This is a genomic window from Sulfitobacter sp. PS-8MA (assembly GCF_040933935.1).
In the GTDB taxonomy this organism is placed as follows: domain Bacteria; phylum Pseudomonadota; class Alphaproteobacteria; order Rhodobacterales; family Rhodobacteraceae; genus Sulfitobacter.
Window position 1 is genome coordinate 946300 of the sequence record NZ_JBFQYJ010000006.1, and the last position, 15774, is coordinate 962073.

Annotated in this window: 10 protein-coding genes; 7 read left to right on the forward strand and 3 right to left on the reverse strand. The window is 63.4% G+C overall.

The genetic code is table 11. From position 1 onward, the window contains the following. The first annotated feature begins 67 nt into the window (after positions 1–67). The 7 genes from AB4M76_RS08600 to uvrA all read left to right on the forward strand — a co-directional run bounded on the left by AB4M76_RS08600 (position 68) and on the right by uvrA (position 12597). On the forward strand, positions 68–3412 hold the full coding sequence (locus tag AB4M76_RS08600) for a DUF3971 domain-containing protein (RefSeq protein WP_368441409.1): 3345 nt from the start codon (positions 68–70) through the stop codon (positions 3410–3412). Positions 3413–3454: 42 nt separating this feature from the next. Then, on the forward strand, positions 3455–4519 hold the full coding sequence (gene queA, locus AB4M76_RS08605; protein WP_368441410.1) for a tRNA preQ1(34) S-adenosylmethionine ribosyltransferase-isomerase QueA: 1065 nt from the start codon (positions 3455–3457) through the stop codon (positions 4517–4519). A 73-nt stretch (positions 4520–4592) separates the two neighbouring features. Beyond that, positions 4593–5888, forward strand: coding sequence for an MFS transporter (locus AB4M76_RS08610; protein ID WP_368441411.1), 1296 nt, complete (start codon positions 4593–4595; stop codon positions 5886–5888). Between the two features lie 122 nt (positions 5889–6010). Beyond that, positions 6011–6607 (forward strand): DUF924 family protein, encoded by a 597-nt coding sequence (locus AB4M76_RS08615; RefSeq protein ID WP_368441412.1) that lies wholly within the window; start codon positions 6011–6013, stop codon positions 6605–6607. A gap of 99 nt (positions 6608–6706) precedes the next feature. Beyond that, a complete protein-coding gene (lpdA, locus tag AB4M76_RS08620; protein ID WP_368441413.1) occupies positions 6707–8101 on the forward strand; it encodes a dihydrolipoyl dehydrogenase in 1395 nt (464 codons plus the stop codon). A gap of 374 nt (positions 8102–8475) precedes the next feature. Continuing rightward, positions 8476–9648, forward strand: a complete 1173-nt coding sequence (locus tag AB4M76_RS08625; RefSeq protein WP_368441414.1) for an MFS transporter — start codon at positions 8476–8478, stop codon at positions 9646–9648. A 66-nt stretch (positions 9649–9714) separates the two neighbouring features. Further along, on the forward strand, positions 9715–12597 hold the full coding sequence (uvrA, locus tag AB4M76_RS08630) for an excinuclease ABC subunit UvrA (RefSeq protein WP_368441415.1): 2883 nt from the start codon (positions 9715–9717) through the stop codon (positions 12595–12597). Positions 12598–12651: 54 nt separating this feature from the next. Here uvrA and mmsB read toward each other — a convergent pair whose 3' ends face one another. Genes mmsB through AB4M76_RS08645 form a run of 3 tightly spaced genes read right to left on the reverse strand, consistent with a single transcriptional unit; the run spans position 12652 to position 15724 of the window. Further along, a complete protein-coding gene (gene mmsB, locus AB4M76_RS08635) occupies positions 12652–13536 on the reverse strand; it encodes a 3-hydroxyisobutyrate dehydrogenase (protein WP_368441416.1) in 885 nt (294 codons plus the stop codon). Then, complete coding sequence (locus AB4M76_RS08640; protein ID WP_368441417.1) at positions 13533–14573, reverse strand: enoyl-CoA hydratase/isomerase family protein; 1041 nt, start codon at positions 14571–14573, stop codon at positions 13533–13535. Before AB4M76_RS08640 ends, mmsB begins: the two co-directional genes overlap by 4 nt. 8 nt (positions 14574–14581) lie before the next feature. Further along, the gene (locus tag AB4M76_RS08645; protein WP_368441418.1) at positions 14582–15724 is read right to left on the reverse strand and encodes an acyl-CoA dehydrogenase family protein; all 1143 of its coding nucleotides are present in this window, start codon (positions 15722–15724) and stop codon (positions 14582–14584) included. Between the last annotated feature and the right edge of the window lie 50 nt (positions 15725–15774).

The following is a 15774-nucleotide window of genomic DNA, read 5'->3' on the forward strand; positions in this document are numbered from 1 at the left end:
CGTTGAGGGCTGTCATACTGCACCTGATTTGACAACGTCAAAGCCGCCTCAGCCGAACCGGAGCCCGATGAGCGACGCGCCCCTTCCCCCTCCGCCCGAGCCGACCGGCAAGGCGCGCGCGCCCCGCCGGCCTTTGCGCCGTGCGGGGCTGCTGTCCTTGGCGGCGCTGGTGCTGCTGGCGGCATTGGCCACGGCGGCGGCGGTCTATTTCACCGGGCGCACGATTCCCGCCCCGCTTTGGGTGCAAGAGCGTATCGAGACCCGGATCGCCAGCGAATTGCCGCAGGCGCGGGTTCGGTTCGGCGGTATGGAATTTGTCGTTGACGAAGGCTGGCGGCCCCGGGTGCGGTTGCAGGACATTTCCGTATCCACGCCCGAGGGCGATGAGATCGTGAGTTTCAACGAGATCAAGGCCAGCCTGTCGATGCGCGCCTTGCTCAACGGGGTGGCGCAGCCGCGTGAGATTTCGCTCTCGGGCGTGGTGGCCCAACTGCGCCGCGGGGCGGATGGGCGGGTCAGCCTGAGCGCCGGGGCCGGGATCGCGCCGCCCGAGCGCGAGGCCGCGACCCTGCCCGAGTTGATCGGGGAGATCGACAAGCTGCTCGCCGCGCCCGCGCTGTCCCGGCTGCGCTCGGTCGAATTGCGCGCGCTCACGCTGCGCTTTGAAGACGCCCGCGCGGGCCGCGCCTGGACCGGCGATGGCGGGCGGCTGCGGCTGTCGCGCGAGGGGGCGCAGCTCGACCTCTCGGCAGACCTCGCGGTGCTCAGCGGCGGCGCCGGGGTGGCGACGCTTTCGGCCAATTACAGCAGCCGCATCGGCCAGAACGCGGCGACCTTCGGTGTCACATTCGACGATATCGCGGCGGGTGACATCGCAGCACAGGGGCCGGCGTTTTCTTGGCTAGAGGTGCTGAATGCGCCGATCTCGGGCGCGGTGCGCAGCGGGATCGACAGCAGCGGCCAGTTTGCGCCGATCAACGCCAGCCTGCAGATCGGCGCGGGCGCCTTGCAACCCAATGCCCAGACCAAGCCGATCCCCTTTGACGGGGCGCATAGCTATTTCAGCTACAACCCCGCGCAGCAAACCCTGCGCTTTGATGAGATGTCGCTCGACAGCAAATGGGTGTCGGGGCAGGTCACGGGCACGGCGCAATTGGGCGCTGTGGCGGGGGGGATTCCGGGCAAGCTGACGGGGCAGTTCACCCTGCGCGACCTCAAGGCGAACCCGAAAGACGTCTATCCCGAACCGGTGGCGCTGGATCAGGCCGACATCGACTTTCAGCTCAGCCTCAACCCCTTCCGCCTGAGCCTTGGCCGGTTGGAAATGCGCGACGGGCCGCGGACCCTGCGGCTGGACGGCACTTTGGCCGCCGCGCCGGACGGTTGGCGGCTGGCGCTGGACGGGGCGATGAATGCGCTCAAACCCGACAGGCTCTTGGCGTTCTGGCCCAAGGGGGTGAAGCCCAAGAGCCGGAAATGGCTGCAAGAGAACCTTTACGCTGGCGAGATGCGCAACCTCGACCTCGCCCTGCGCGCCGCCCCGGGGGAGGCGCCGCAGACCTATGTGGCCTTTGACTATTCCGGGGCCGAGGTGCGCTTTCTCAAGACTTGGCCGCATATCACCGAAGGCCGCGGCCATATGAGCCTGCTCGACAACCGGCTTGTCGTCACCGTGGACGGGGGCGAGGTGATCGCGCCGCAGGGGGGGGCGGTGGCGCTCGAAGGTTCGTCCTTCATCATCCCCGATGTGCGCGTCAAAGATGGCAGCCCGGCGGTGATCCGGCTCAACACCCGCTCGACCCTCACCGCCGCGCTGTCGCTGCTGAACCAGCCGCCGTTGCAGGTGATGGACAAGGCCGGGCTGCCGGTCACCCTGGCAGATGGGGAGGCGGTGCTCAGCGGCACGCTGGCGCTGCCGCTGAAAAAGGGCGGCAAGCCCTCGGATGTGCGCTATCACGTGGCGGGCGATCTGCTGTCCCTCGCCAGTGACACGCTGGTCAAGGGCCGCAGCCTGCGGGCGCGCAAGATGACGATCACGGCGGACAATGACCGGGTCAGCATCGGCGGGGCGGGGCTGATCGACGGGGTCGCCTTTGACGGGCAATGGGCGCAGGAGATCGGGCCGGGGTCGGATGAGAGCCGGTTGACGGGGCAGGTGGCGCTGGACCCTGCCGCGCTCGACGCCTTTGGCATTGCCCTGCCGCCGGGCAGCGTTCGGGGCAGCACCGAGGGGCAGATCACGCTTGATCTGAAAAAGAACACGCCGCCGCGTTTCACCTTGGAAAGCGATCTTGCGGGGCTCGGCATCTCCATCCCCCAGCTGTCCTGGTCCAAGGCGCCCGCCACCAAGGGCGCGCTGCGCATCGCGGGGCGTTTGGGCCAGACGCCGGAGATCGAAGCGGTGCAGCTTACCGCCCCGGGGCTGCGGCTGGCAGGGTCGATTGCGCTCAAGGCGGATGGATCGCTGGACCGGGTGCGGATCGACCGGCTGCGGCGGGGCGATTGGCTGGACATTCCGGTGGATCTGCTGGGGCAGGGCAAGGGCAATCCGCTTCAGGTCGTTCTGGGCGGCGGCACGCTGGACATGCGCCGGGCGGAGTTCGGCCCCTCCGCCGGGGGGCAGCCCGGCCCGCCGATGCAGGTGCGGCTCGACCGGTTGCAGATCACCGACACGATCTACCTCACCGATGTGACGGGCAGTTTCGACACCGCCAAGGGGATGGACGGCGCCTTTCGCGCGCGGCTCAACGGCGGCACCCCGGTGCAGGGGCGGCTCTTGCCGCAGGGCGGGCGCAGCGCGGTGCGGGTGGTCTCGGAGGATGCCGGCGGTGTGCTGCGCTCGGCCGGGCTGGTGACGCAGGTGGTGGGGGGGAACCTGTCGCTGACGCTCTTGCCCGTGGGCGCCGGCGGTGCCTTTGACGGGCAGCTCAACGTCGACGACGTGCGGATCAAGGATGCCCCGGCCATCGCCGCGCTGCTGAACGCGGTCTCTGTCGTCGGGCTGGTCAATGAGTTGAACGGGGACGGCATCTATTTCGACGATGTGGAGGCGAGTTTTCGTCTCACCCCGAACCGGCTGGTGCTGACCCAGGCCAGCGCCGTGGGCGCGTCGATGGGGCTGTCGATGGACGGGATCTATGCGCTGGATGAGGGGGTGATTGACATGCAGGGGGTGATCTCTCCGGTCTATCTGTTCAACGGGATCGGATCGCTCTTCACCCGCAAGGGCGAGGGGTTGATCGGCTTTAACTACCGGCTGACCGGCCCGGCGAAACAGCCGGCGGTTTCGGTCAACCCGCTGTCGGTGCTGACGCCCGGCATGTTCCGCGAGCTGTTCCGCCGCCCGCCGCCGCGCCTGCCGGAGGTGCGCGGCCAAGCGAATCCGGTTGCCCGGGTGCCAGAGGACCGCTAAGCGCCGGGGCGACAGATGCCGCCAGCCAGCCGGGATGCCGCCATGAAACTCTCTGACTTTGATTTCGATCTGCCCGAAGACCTGATCGCCACACGCCCCGCCAATCCGCGCTCCTCGGCGCGGCTGCTGGTGGCCGAGGGCGCGGTGCTGCACGACCGGCGGGTGACCGACCTTACCGACTGGCTGCGCCCCGGGGACCGGCTGGTGCTGAATGACACGCGGGTGATCCCGGCGCGGCTTTCGGGCCTGCGCCACCGCGCCTCGGCCCAGGGCAATGTGCAGGCCAAGATCGAAGTGACCCTCTTGGAGCCGCGCGGCGATGGCACATGGTCGGCGCTGATCAAACCGCTGCGCAAGCTGAAGCTGGGCGAGGAGGTGATCTTCTCCGACGCGTTGCGCGCCACGCTGGAGGCGGTGGAGGACGGGCAGGGGCATCTGCGATTCAACTGCACGGGCGATGATTTCGACGCGGCGCTCAATGCCGCCGGGGCGATGCCGCTGCCGCCTTATATCGCCGCCAAACGCGCGGCGGATGCGCAGGACAAGACCGACTATCAAACCGTCTTTGCCCGCCACGCCGGGGCGGTCGCCGCGCCCACGGCCTCGCTGCATTTCGACGAGCCGCTGCTCGCGGCGCTTGCCGAGAAGGGCGTCGACTTCAGCCATGTCACCCTGCATGTCGGCGCGGGCACCTTTCTGCCGGTCAAGGTCGACGACATTTCGGAACACAAGATGCACGCCGAATGGGGCAAGGTCAGCGCCAAGGCCGCCGAAGAGATCACCGCCACCCGCGCCGCAGGGGGACGGGTGATCCCGGTGGGCACGACAGCGCTGCGCCTGATCGAGACCGCCGCGCGGGGCGGCGAGATTGCGGCTTGGGAAGGCGACACGGATATTTTCATCACGCCGGGCTTCACCTTTAACGTGACCGACGGGTTGATGACGAATTTCCACCTGCCCAAATCCACCCTGATGATGCTGGTCTCGGCCCTGATGGGCGTGCAGGCGATCAAAGACATCTATGCCCATGCCATCGCCGAGAAATACCGCTTCTTTTCCTATGGCGATTCCTCCCTTCTGCTGCCCGAGACGCAAAAACCCGCTTGAATGTCGTAACAGGGGGTGACTAGCCTGCAATAGGGGTTCATGGGAGGGCCGGGGCGAACAAGGAAACGGCCAAATGATTCAAGTGGTTTCAAGCGCATGGGCGCTTTTGCTGGGCATGTGTCTGCTGATGGTCGGCAACGGCATGCAGGGCACATTGCTGGGTATCCGGGGCGGCATCGAAGGGTTCTCAACCCTGCAGATGTCGATTGTCATGTCGGCCTATTTTCTGGGCTTTCTTGGCGGCTCGCGAATGGCGCCGGGGATGATCCGCCGGGTCGGCCATGTGCGGGTCTTTGCCGCGCTGGCCTCGCTGATCTCGGCGGTGATGATCATCTATCCCACGTTTCCGAACACGGTGGTCTGGTCGCTCGGCCGGGTGCTGATCGGCTTTTGCTTCTCTGCCGTCTATGTCACCGCCGAAAGCTGGCTCAATAACGCCGCCACCAATGAAAACCGGGGCCAGGCGCTCTCGGCCTATATGATCGTTCAGACCCTGGGCATCGTGATCGCCCAGGCGCTGCTGCTCACCGCCGACCCCTCGGGCTTTGTGCTCTTCGTGATCCCCTCGGTCCTGGTGAGCATCGCGGTGACGCCGATCCTTTTGTCGATCAGCCCGACACCGCCCTTTGACACCACCAAACCGATGAGCCTGCGCGAATTGATGGATTTTTCGCCTTTGGGCTGTGTTGGCATGTTCCTTCTGGGCGGGGTGTTCTCGGCCCAGTTCGGCATGGCCGCGGTTTACGGCGCCGAGGCCGGACTGAGCGTCGGGCAGATTTCACTTTTTGTCGCCATGTTCTTCGTGGGCTCGGTGATCCTGCAATATCCGATCGGCTGGATCTCGGACCGCATGGACCGCCGCAGTCTGATCGTGATCGTAGCAACCCTCGGCGGCATCGGCTCGGTCATCGGCATGACGCTCGGCCATATCTTTCCGATCCTGCTCGCCACGGCCTTTCTGGTGGGCGGCATGTCGAACCCGCTCTATTCGCTGCTCATGGCCCACACCAATGACTTTCTGGAGCATGAGGACATGGCCTCTGCCTCGGGCGGGATGATATTTATCAACGGCTTGGGCGCGGTTCTGGGGCCTGTCATCACCGGTTGGATGATGGGCACGGCGCTTGGCCCCGGGGGCTTCTATCTCTTTACCGCCGTGCTCTTTGCCGCGCTGGCGGGCTATGCCTCCTATCGTAAGACACAGCGCGCCGCGGTTCCGGTCGACGAGACCGGCAACTACGTGCCGATCTACCCCTCAGCCACCCGCGTGGCTGTGGAGATCGCACAGGAATATGCCATTGAATCAGAACAGGACGCGGAGGAGACCGAGGCGGGGGAAAAGGACGCCTTGGAGAAAAACGTCCCCTGATAGCGATAACTATGTCGCTGTTGATACAATTCGTGACTGGGCTTTCGGGTTAAACCGTTCTTAACCTTGGACATAAGCCTGAACCACGGCATAGGCCGACGCACGGCAGAGGAGAGCGCAGGATGACTGGCACAGAGATTCGACCCGATGATGTATTGAAATTCTGGTTGGAGGAGGTGACCCCCTCTGACTGGTACAACAGCACCGCCGAACTGGATGCCACCCTGCGCGAGCGGTTTGCAGATACGTGGGAGGCGGCGCAGGCCGGCAAGCTTGCCCATTGGTTGACCCATGCTAAGGGGGCGCTGGCCTTTATCATTCTGGTCGACCAATTCCCGCGCAATATGTTCCGCGATACCGGCAAAGCCTTTGCCAGCGACAAACAGGGGCTCGCCGCCGCCAAGCTCGCCATCGACAAGGGCTGGGACATGCGCGTCGAGGAGCCCGCGCGGCAGTTCTTCTACATGCCGCTGATGCATTCCGAAAACCTCTGCGATCAGGAGCGTTGCGTGCGGCTGATGTGCGAGCGGATGCCGAAAAGCGGCGAGAACAACATGCTTCACGCCCGCGCCCACCGCGAAGTCATCCGGCAGTTCGGGCGCTTTCCCTACCGGAACGAAGCGTTGTCGCGCAGCTTTACCGCCCAGGAATTGAGCTATCTCGAACAGGGGGGCTACGGTAAGACGGTGAAAGACCTCCAGACAGCCAAGGCCGCCTGAGCGCAAAAGCGGGCCCGGGAATAAGCCCGTGGTTGTGGCGATTGCAAATATGGTTTAGCGGTAAACTATATTTGCAAACCCTAACGCGAGGTCCGTGCCATGGCTGCCAAATCCTTTGATCTGATCGTGATCGGTGCGGGGCCGGGCGGCTATGTCGCCGCGATCCGTGGCGCCCAGCTTGGCCTCAAGGTCGCGGTGGTCGAACGGGAAAATCTCGGCGGCATCTGCCTGAACTGGGGCTGTATCCCGACCAAGGCACTGCTGCGCTCTGCCGAAGTCTTTCACCTGATGCACCGCGCCAAGGATTTCGGTCTGGCGGCGGATAAGATCGACTATGATCTCGACGCGGTCGTCAAACGCTCGCGCGGGGTGGCCAAACAAATGGAAGGCGGGGTCAAACATCTGCTGAAGAAGAACAAGGTCGAAGTCTTTATGGGCGAGGCCTCGATCCCCGCGAAGGGGAAGGTCGACGTTAAGACCGACAAGGGCAGCGAAGAGTTGACGGCCAAGAACATCGTGCTGGCCACTGGCGCCCGCGCCCGCGAATTGCCGGGGCTTGAGGCGGATGGCAAACGTGTCTGGACCTACCGCCACGCGCTTCAACCTGCGCACGACCCCAAGAAACTGCTGGTCATTGGCTCCGGCGCCATCGGCATCGAATTCGCGAGCTTCTACAACACCCTCGGCGCCGACACGACCGTGGTCGAGGTGATGGACCGTGTGCTGCCGGTCGAAGACGAAGAGATCTCGAAATTCGCGAAAAAGGCGTTCGAGAAACAGGGCATGACCATCCTGCAAAAGGCCACGGTCAAGAAACTGGACCGGGCCGCCGACAAGGTCACCGCCCAAATCGAACGCAATGGCAAGGTCGAGAAGCTTGAGTTCGACACCGTGATCTCTGCCGTCGGCATCGTCGGCAATACCGAAGGTCTGGGGCTGGAAGAGCTTGGCGTCAAAGTCGACCGCACCCATGTGGTGACCGATGAATATTGCCGCACCGGGGTCGAGGGTCTCTATGCCATCGGCGACATCGCAGGCGCACCTTGGCTGGCGCATAAAGCCAGCCACGAAGGGGTGATGGTCGCCGAATTGATCGCAGGCCAGAAACCGCATCCCGTCAAACCTGAAAGCATCGCCGGTTGCACCTATTGCCACCCCCAGGTCGCCTCGGTCGGGTTGACCGAAGCCAAGGCGAAAGAGCAGGGCTATGACGTCAAGATTGGGCGTTTCCCCTTTATCGGCAATGGCAAGGCGGTGGCTTTGGGCGAGCCTGAGGGGTTGGTCAAAACCATCTTCGACGCCAAGACGGGCGAATTGCTCGGCGCGCATATGGTCGGGGCCGAGGTGACGGAGCTGATCCAGGGCTATGTCGTCGGTCGCCAATTGGAAACCACCGAAGAAGACCTGATGAACACCGTCTTCCCGCATCCGACGTTGAGCGAGATGATGCATGAATCGGTGCTCGACGCCTTTGACCGCGTGATCCATATGTAAGACAGTCGGGCCGGGCGGTCCTGCGTGTTTTGGCTAGGGCCGTACCGCCCAGTGGCGGCATTTCAGGAGCCCGCGATGGTCAGTCTTTCGCCTGTCATGAGGCACAGCCCCCGCCGCCAGATGGTTCGGCGGTTGGCGCAGATTGTCAGGGCGACTGGCGTTTCAGGCCCGTTTGCCGGTCGCATTCAGCCTGAAAGCTCGATCCCCCACGCCTGTCCGAAATATGCCACCTGCGCGGGGCCAGTCGCCGGACCCGATGGCGATAGGGGCGCGCAGGTTGCCCTGATCCCGCCTCTGTATTGCCAGCCCGGTGAGCCAATTAGCCTTGACCCCGCCATGTCGCGCGGCGCGGCACAAATAGCCTAGCGACGGCGATGGCTGAAACCACCTCATTCCTGCGCGTCTTTGCGCTTTGGGCCGCCGGGCTGGGCGCGGCGGCGCAATATGGCAAGATGAGCGTGGTCTTTGACCTCTTGCCGGGGCTTTACCCCGAGGCCGGTGCCGCGCTTGGGTTCTTGGTTTCGCTGGTCGGCGGGGTCGGCATACTCCTTGGGGTCGTGGCGGGGCTTGTCGTCGCGCGTATCCGCTATCGGCGGGCGCTGCTGTCGGCGCTTTGGCTCGGGGCGGCGGTCTCCGCTTTTCAGGCGCTCACCCCCGGTTTCGGCTGGATGCTGGCCAGCCGCCTGCTGGAAGGCCTGTCGCATCTGGCCATCGTGGTCGCCGCGCCGACGCTCATCGCACAGCTCAGCGCCCCGCGGGATCGGGGCTTTACCCTGACGCTCTGGGGCACTTTCTTTGGCGTGGCCTTTGCCGCGCTTGCCCTTCTGGGCCGCCCTCTGGCCCTCGCATGGGGGCTGCCCGCGCTGTTCGCGGCGCATGCGCTCTATATGGCCGCCTGTGCTATGGTCCTGACCTCCAGCCTGCGGCGCTTGCCAATAGAGAGCCCACAGCCGGCCTTTTCCCTCCCTCAGATCCTAGAAGATCACCTCACCATATACCGGTCCCCATTCCTTGCGGCGCCTGCGGCGGGCTGGCTGTTCTATACCTTCAGCTTCGTCTCCATTCTAACTGTCCTTCCGCCCTATCTGGACGCGGTTTGGCGCGCGCCGGTGATGGCGGCCATGCCTTTGACCAGCATCGCGGTCTCTATGACCCTTGGCGTTGCCCTGCTGCGCCGCTTGCCTGCGGTCACGGTGGTGCAATGGGGCTTTGGCCTCTCGGCGCTCTCCATGGGCTGGCTCTGGGTCAGCCCCGGCGCGCCTTTGGCCTGCCTCGCGCTGGCCGCTGCGATGGGGCTGATCCAGGGCGCCAGTTTTGCCGCTGTCCCGCAGCTTAATCAGGGCGCCGCCGCACAGGCGCAGGCCAATGGGGCCATGGCGCAGATGGGCAATCTGGGCAATAGCATCGGCACCCCGATCATGGCCTTCGGCCTCGCCTCAATCGGCGCGTCAGCGCTGCCGCTCTTGGCGGGTGGGGCTTTCCTTTTGGGGCTTGTGGTACATCTCCTTATGGCGGCGGCCCGCCGCTCTGGGCGCGTTCCTGTTTAGTTCTCACTTTCCCGTTGGAAAACACTGCATCAGCACCTATGTACAAATCGTTAAGAGGGGCATGTGATGGCTGAGCTAAAGAATATCGAAGTGCGCGGCGCGCGCGAACACAACCTAAAGAACATTGATGTGGATATCCCGCGCGACCAACTGGTTGTGATCACTGGGCTTTCTGGTTCGGGCAAGTCGAGCCTCGCGTTCGATACGATCTATGCCGAAGGCCAGCGGCGCTATGTGGAATCGCTCTCCGCCTATGCGCGGCAGTTCCTCGACATGATGCAAAAACCGGATGTGGACCATATTTCCGGTCTGAGCCCGGCGATTTCGATCGAACAGAAAACCACCTCCAAGAACCCGCGTTCCACCGTCGGCACGGTGACCGAAATCTACGACTATATGCGCCTCTTGTTCGCGCGGGTCGGCACCCCCTACAGCCCCGCCACCGGCAAGCCGATTGAGGCGCAGCAGGTGCAGGATATGGTCGACCGGATTATGACCATGGAGGAGGGGACACGCGCCTATCTGCTCGCGCCCATGATCCGCGACCGCAAGGGTGAGTACCGCAAAGAGTTTGTCGAACTGCGCAAGCAGGGCTTTCAACGGGTAAAGGTCGACGGGGCCTTTTATGACCTTGATGAACCGCCGACCTTGGACAAGAAATTCCGCCATGACATTGACGTGGTGGTCGATCGCATCGTCGTGCGCGAAGGCTTGGAAACGCGGCTGGCGGATTCCCTGCGTACGGCGCTTGATCTGGCGGACGGGATCGCCATTCTGGAGACCGCGCCAAATGACGGCGAGCCGGAGCGGTTCACCTTCTCCGAGAAATTCGCCTGTCCGGTCAGTGGCTTTACGATCCCTGAGATTGAGCCGCGGCTGTTCTCTTTCAACGCCCCCTTTGGCGCTTGCCCGTCCTGCGATGGGCTGGGGGTTGAGCTGTTTTTCGACGAGCGTCTGATCGTGCCGGACCAGAACCTCAAAGTGTATGACGGCGCCTTGGCACCCTGGCGCAAGGGCAAATCGCCTTACTTTAAGCAAACTATCGAAGCCATTGCGAAACATTACAATTTTGACCAGAAAACCCGGTGGAAAGACCTGCCGGAACATGTGCAGGAAGTATTCCTGCGCGGTTCCGGGAAGGAAGAAATCACCTTCCGCTACGACGAGGGTGGCCGGGTTTATGAGGTCAAGCGCGTCTTCGAGGGCGTCATCCCCAATATGAAACGCCGCTATCGCGAGACCGACAGCAATTGGGTGCGCGAAGAGTTTGAGCGCTATCAGAATAACCGCCCCTGCGGCACCTGCCACGGCTACCGGCTGCGGCCTGAGGCGCTTGCCGTGCGGATCGGGCCAAGCGAGGGCGGCGAGGATGAGCTGCTGCACATCGGCAAGGTCGTCGAGATGTCGATCCGTGAGGCCTATGATTGGTGCAAATCCGTTCCGGAGCATCTGACTGAGCAGAAAAACGAGATCGCACGTGCCATTTTGAAGGAGATTCGAGAGCGGCTTGGATTCCTGAATAACGTGGGTCTTGAGTATCTTACGATGTCACGTTCAAGTGGTACTTTAAGTGGCGGCGAGAGCCAGCGTATCCGATTGGCGAGCCAGATCGGCTCTGGTTTGACCGGGGTGCTCTATGTGTTGGACGAACCGTCGATCGGCCTGCACCAGCGCGACAATGACCGGCTTCTCGACACGCTCAAGAACCTGCGGGACCAGGGCAATACGGTGATCGTGGTCGAGCATGATGAGGAGGCGATCCGCGAGGCTGACTATGTCTTTGACATTGGCCCGGGCGCGGGGGTTCACGGCGGGCAGGTGGTGAGCCACGGCACCCCTGATCAGGTGGCGCATGACCCGAATTCCGTGACGGGCCAATACCTTACCGGTCTGCGCGAGATCTCGGTTCCGGCCAAACGGCGCAAGGGGAACAAGAAGAAGGTTCAGGTCGTCAAGGCGACGGGGAACAACCTTCAGAATGTGACGGTGGATTTCCCGCTTGGCAAATTCGTCTGTGTGACGGGCGTTTCGGGCGGGGGGAAGTCGACCCTCACCATTGAAACCCTGTTCAAGACCGCGTCGATGAACCTGAATGGAGCGCGACAGACGCCGGCGCCCTGTCAGACCATCAAAGGCTTGGAGCATCTCGACAAGGTTATCGACATTGACCAACGCCCGATTGGCCGGACTCCGCGTTCGAATCCAGCGACTTACACGGGGGCTTTCACCCCGATCCGAGATTGGTTCGCGGGGCTGCCAGAGGCGAAAGCCCGAGGTTACAAGCCGGGCCGGTTCAGCTTTAACGTCAAGGGCGGGCGCTGCGAAGCCTGTCAGGGCGACGGGGTCATCAAGATCGAGATGCACTTCCTGCCGGATGTCTATGTCGAATGCGAAACCTGTAAGGGCGCGCGCTACAACCGGGAGACGCTGGAGGTGCGTTTCAAGGGCAAGAGCATCGCCGATGTGCTTGATATGACTGTAGAAGATGCGCAGTCATTCTTTGCCGCGGTGCCATCGATCCGCGAGAAGATGGATGCGCTGATGCGTGTCGGTCTGGGCTATATCAAGGTTGGCCAACAGGCCACCACTCTGTCTGGGGGCGAGGCGCAGCGGGTGAAGCTGAGTAAGGAGTTGAGCAAACGCTCGACCGGGCGGACGCTCTATATCCTCGATGAGCCAACCACCGGCCTGCATTTCGAAGACGTGCGTAAGCTTTTGGAAGTGCTGCATGAATTGGTCGATCAGGGCAATTCGGTCGTGGTGATCGAGCACAATCTGGATGTGGTTAAAACCGCGGATCATATTATCGATATCGGCCCCGAGGGCGGCGATGGGGGCGGTCGTGTGGTCGCCACAGGCACGCCCGAAAAGGTGGCAGAGGTTGCCGAAAGCTATACCGGTAAATACCTCAAGCCAATGTTGACCAAACAAAAGATGGCGGCGGAATAAGCGCCGCCATCGCTTGGCGATAAGCCTGTGTGGAGCCGTTCCACAAGTGTGTGGTTAACCGCCCCAGCCGCGCTTTTCGAAACGGGGCAGCATGGCAGAGAAATCTTTGCCCTTGCCGCCTTCCTCTTCCACAAAACGCTGGTAGAGCTCCCGCGCCAGCGCGCCCATCGGCGTGTCCGCATTGGCCATTTCCGCGGCTTGCTGCGACAGGCCGAGGTCTTTCAGCATCAGTTCCGCCGCAAAACCCGGGGTGTAGTCGTTATCCGCTGGCGACTTGGGGCCGACGCCGGGGGCGGGGCAATAGGCGTTCATCGACCATGAATAGCCCGAAGAGGTGCTGACCACATCAAACATCCGCGCGCGGTCGAGCCCGAGCTTATCGGCCAGGGCAAAGGCCTCGCAGGTGGCGATCATCGTGGCGCCGAGGATCATATTGTTGCAGATCTTCGCCGCCTGGCCCGCGCCCGCGTCGCCGCAATGCACGGCCTTTTGGCCCATGATGTCGAACAGAGGTTCGGCCTTTTTGAAGGCGGGTTCGGTCCCGCCCGCCATGAAGGTCAGCGTGCCGCCCTGCGCGCCACCGATGCCGCCGGAAACAGGGGCGTCGACGAAGAGCAGCCCGGCTTTCTCAGCGGCGTCGGCCACATGGCGCGCGCTTTCGACATCGACGGTGGAGCAATCCACCAGCAGCGCGCCGGGGGACATATTGGCAATCGCCTCCTCGGCCACCTGGCGCAGGATCGCGCCGTTGGGCAGCATGGTGATGACAACATCGGCGCCCTCAACCGCATCGGCGATGGTGGCCGCTTCGGCCACGCCTTCGGCCGTGGTGCCCGCCACATCATTGCCGCGGACGGTATGGCCCGCGGCGGCAAGGTTCGCCGCCATCGGGCCGCCCATATTGCCCAGACCGATGAAACCGATTGTGAGTTTGCTCATGTATTTTCCTCCAACTTCAATTCGTTATCGCCCAAGGGCGCAAGCATGGCCTCGACATCGGCCTGCGGAACCGCACTTTGATGCTGCCACTGCGGGTTGCGGTCCTTGTCGATGATCGCCGCGCGGACGCCCTCAAGGAAATCGCCGCGCTCCATCGCCCGATAGGTAAAGCGGTATTCCTGTTGCAAGGCGGGGGCCATGCCGATGCCGGGGCCGCGCAGGCGGCGCAGCATCTCGATGGTGCAGGCCATGGAAAGCGGCGAGCCCCGGCGCAGGGATTTGAGGGTCTCGGCGGCAAAGTCGCCGTCGGCCTCGCTCACCGCCTCGGTGACCTCTTGCAGGGTCTCCCCGGCGAAAAGCTGGTCTATCTCCGTTTGCACCTCAGCCAGTCTTCCCGGTGGCGGCGGTGTCGCGGCCTTGTCGAGGATGAAAGGATCGCCGTTCTCCTCAAGCTGCGCGAGGAGCGCGGGCCAGTCGGCTTCGGGGATGTAGTAATCGGCAAAGCCTGCGTGCAGCACATCCGCCGGTCCCATCCGCGCCCCGGTGGTGCCGAGGTATTCGCCCATCCGCCCCGGCGCCTGCGCCAGCAGCAAGGTGCCGCCGACGTCTGGGACAAGGCCGATGCCGCATTCCGGCATGGCGATCTTGCTGCTTTCGCCCACGACCCGGTGCGAGCCGTGGCAGCCGATGCCAACGCCGCCGCCCATGGTAAACCCCTGCATGAAGGAGATCACCGGTTTCGGGTAGCCGTGCAGCTTCATGTTAAGCCGGTATTCATCGGCCCAGAAGCGGCGGGCAAAACCGAAGTCGCCATCCTTGCCGGTCTGGTAGAGCTGCGCCACGTCGCCGCCGGCGCAGAAGGCTTTTTCGCCTTCCGCGTCCAGCACGACCACCGCCACCTCTGGGTCGTCGCGCCAGCCGTCGATCGCCTCTTCGATGGCGAGGCACATGTCATAGCTCAGCGCGTTCAGCGCCTTGGGTCGGGTCAGGGTGATGCGCCCGGCGCGGCCGGTCTTGCGGATGTGGATGTCACTCATGCCGGGCCTCAGCGGTTCTTCAACATGTCGCGAGCGACGATGACGCGCATGATCTCATTGGTGCCTTCAAGGATCTGATGCACCCGCAGGTCCCGCACGAGTTTCTCGATCCCGTAGTCGGCCAGATAGCCATAGCCGCCGTGCAATTGCAGACATTGGTCGGCAACCTTGCTGCCGGTTTCGGTCACGAATTTCTTGGCCATGGCGCAGAATTTCGTCGCATCCGGCGCGCCGCTGTCGAGCTTCCATGCCGCTTGGCGCAGGAAGATGCGGGCGGCCTGCAACTCGGTTTCCATATCGGCAAGGCGGAATTGCAGCCCTTGGAACTGGTCGATGCGCTGGCCAAAGGCTTTGCGGTCGCCCATATATTCCAGCGTCTTGTTGAGCGCGGTCTGCGCGGCGCCAAGCGAGCAGGCCGAGATGTTCAGCCGTCCGCCGTCAAGCCCGGCCATGGCGTATTTGAACCCCTGACCTTCTTCGCCGACAAGGTTTTCCGCCCCGATCTTGCAATCGTCAAACTGCACCAGTGCCGTGGGCTGGCTGCGCCAGCCCATCTTGTCCTCAAGCCCGCCAAAGGACAGACCCGGCGTGCCGTCTTCGACATAGACGGTCGAGACCCCCTTGGCCCCGTCATCCGACGTGCGCACCATCGTGACATAGGCGTCCGAATAGCCGCCGCCTGAAATAAACGCCTTGGTGCCATTGAGCGTATAGCCGTCGTTGGTCCGTTCGCAGCGGGTCTTGAGCGCCGCCGCGTCGGAGCCGGAGCCCGGCTCGGTCAGGCAGTAGGAGAGCACGGTGTTCATGCTTAGTACGCCGGGCATGACCCGCGCTTTCATCTCGTCGCCGGCAAAGGTGTCGAGCATTTTCGCGCACATATTGTGGATCGACAGAAAGGCCGCGACCGAGGGGCAGGCCATCGAGAGCGCCTCAAAAACCAGCGTGGCGTCGAGCCGCGTCAGCCCCGCGCCGCCGCTTTCCTCAGAGACATAGAGCCCGCCGAAGCCCAACTCGCCGACCTGTGGCCAAAGCTCCTTGGGGATGGTCTCGTCCTTTTCCCACTGATGGGCATGGGGGGCGATATTGTCCTGCCCAAAGGCATAGGCCATGTCGAAAATGGCGGTCTGTTCTTCGTTCAATGCGAAATCCATCGCGGCTTTCTCCCTGAATGTCTCGGTGTTCTTGGAACTGAACACTTGTT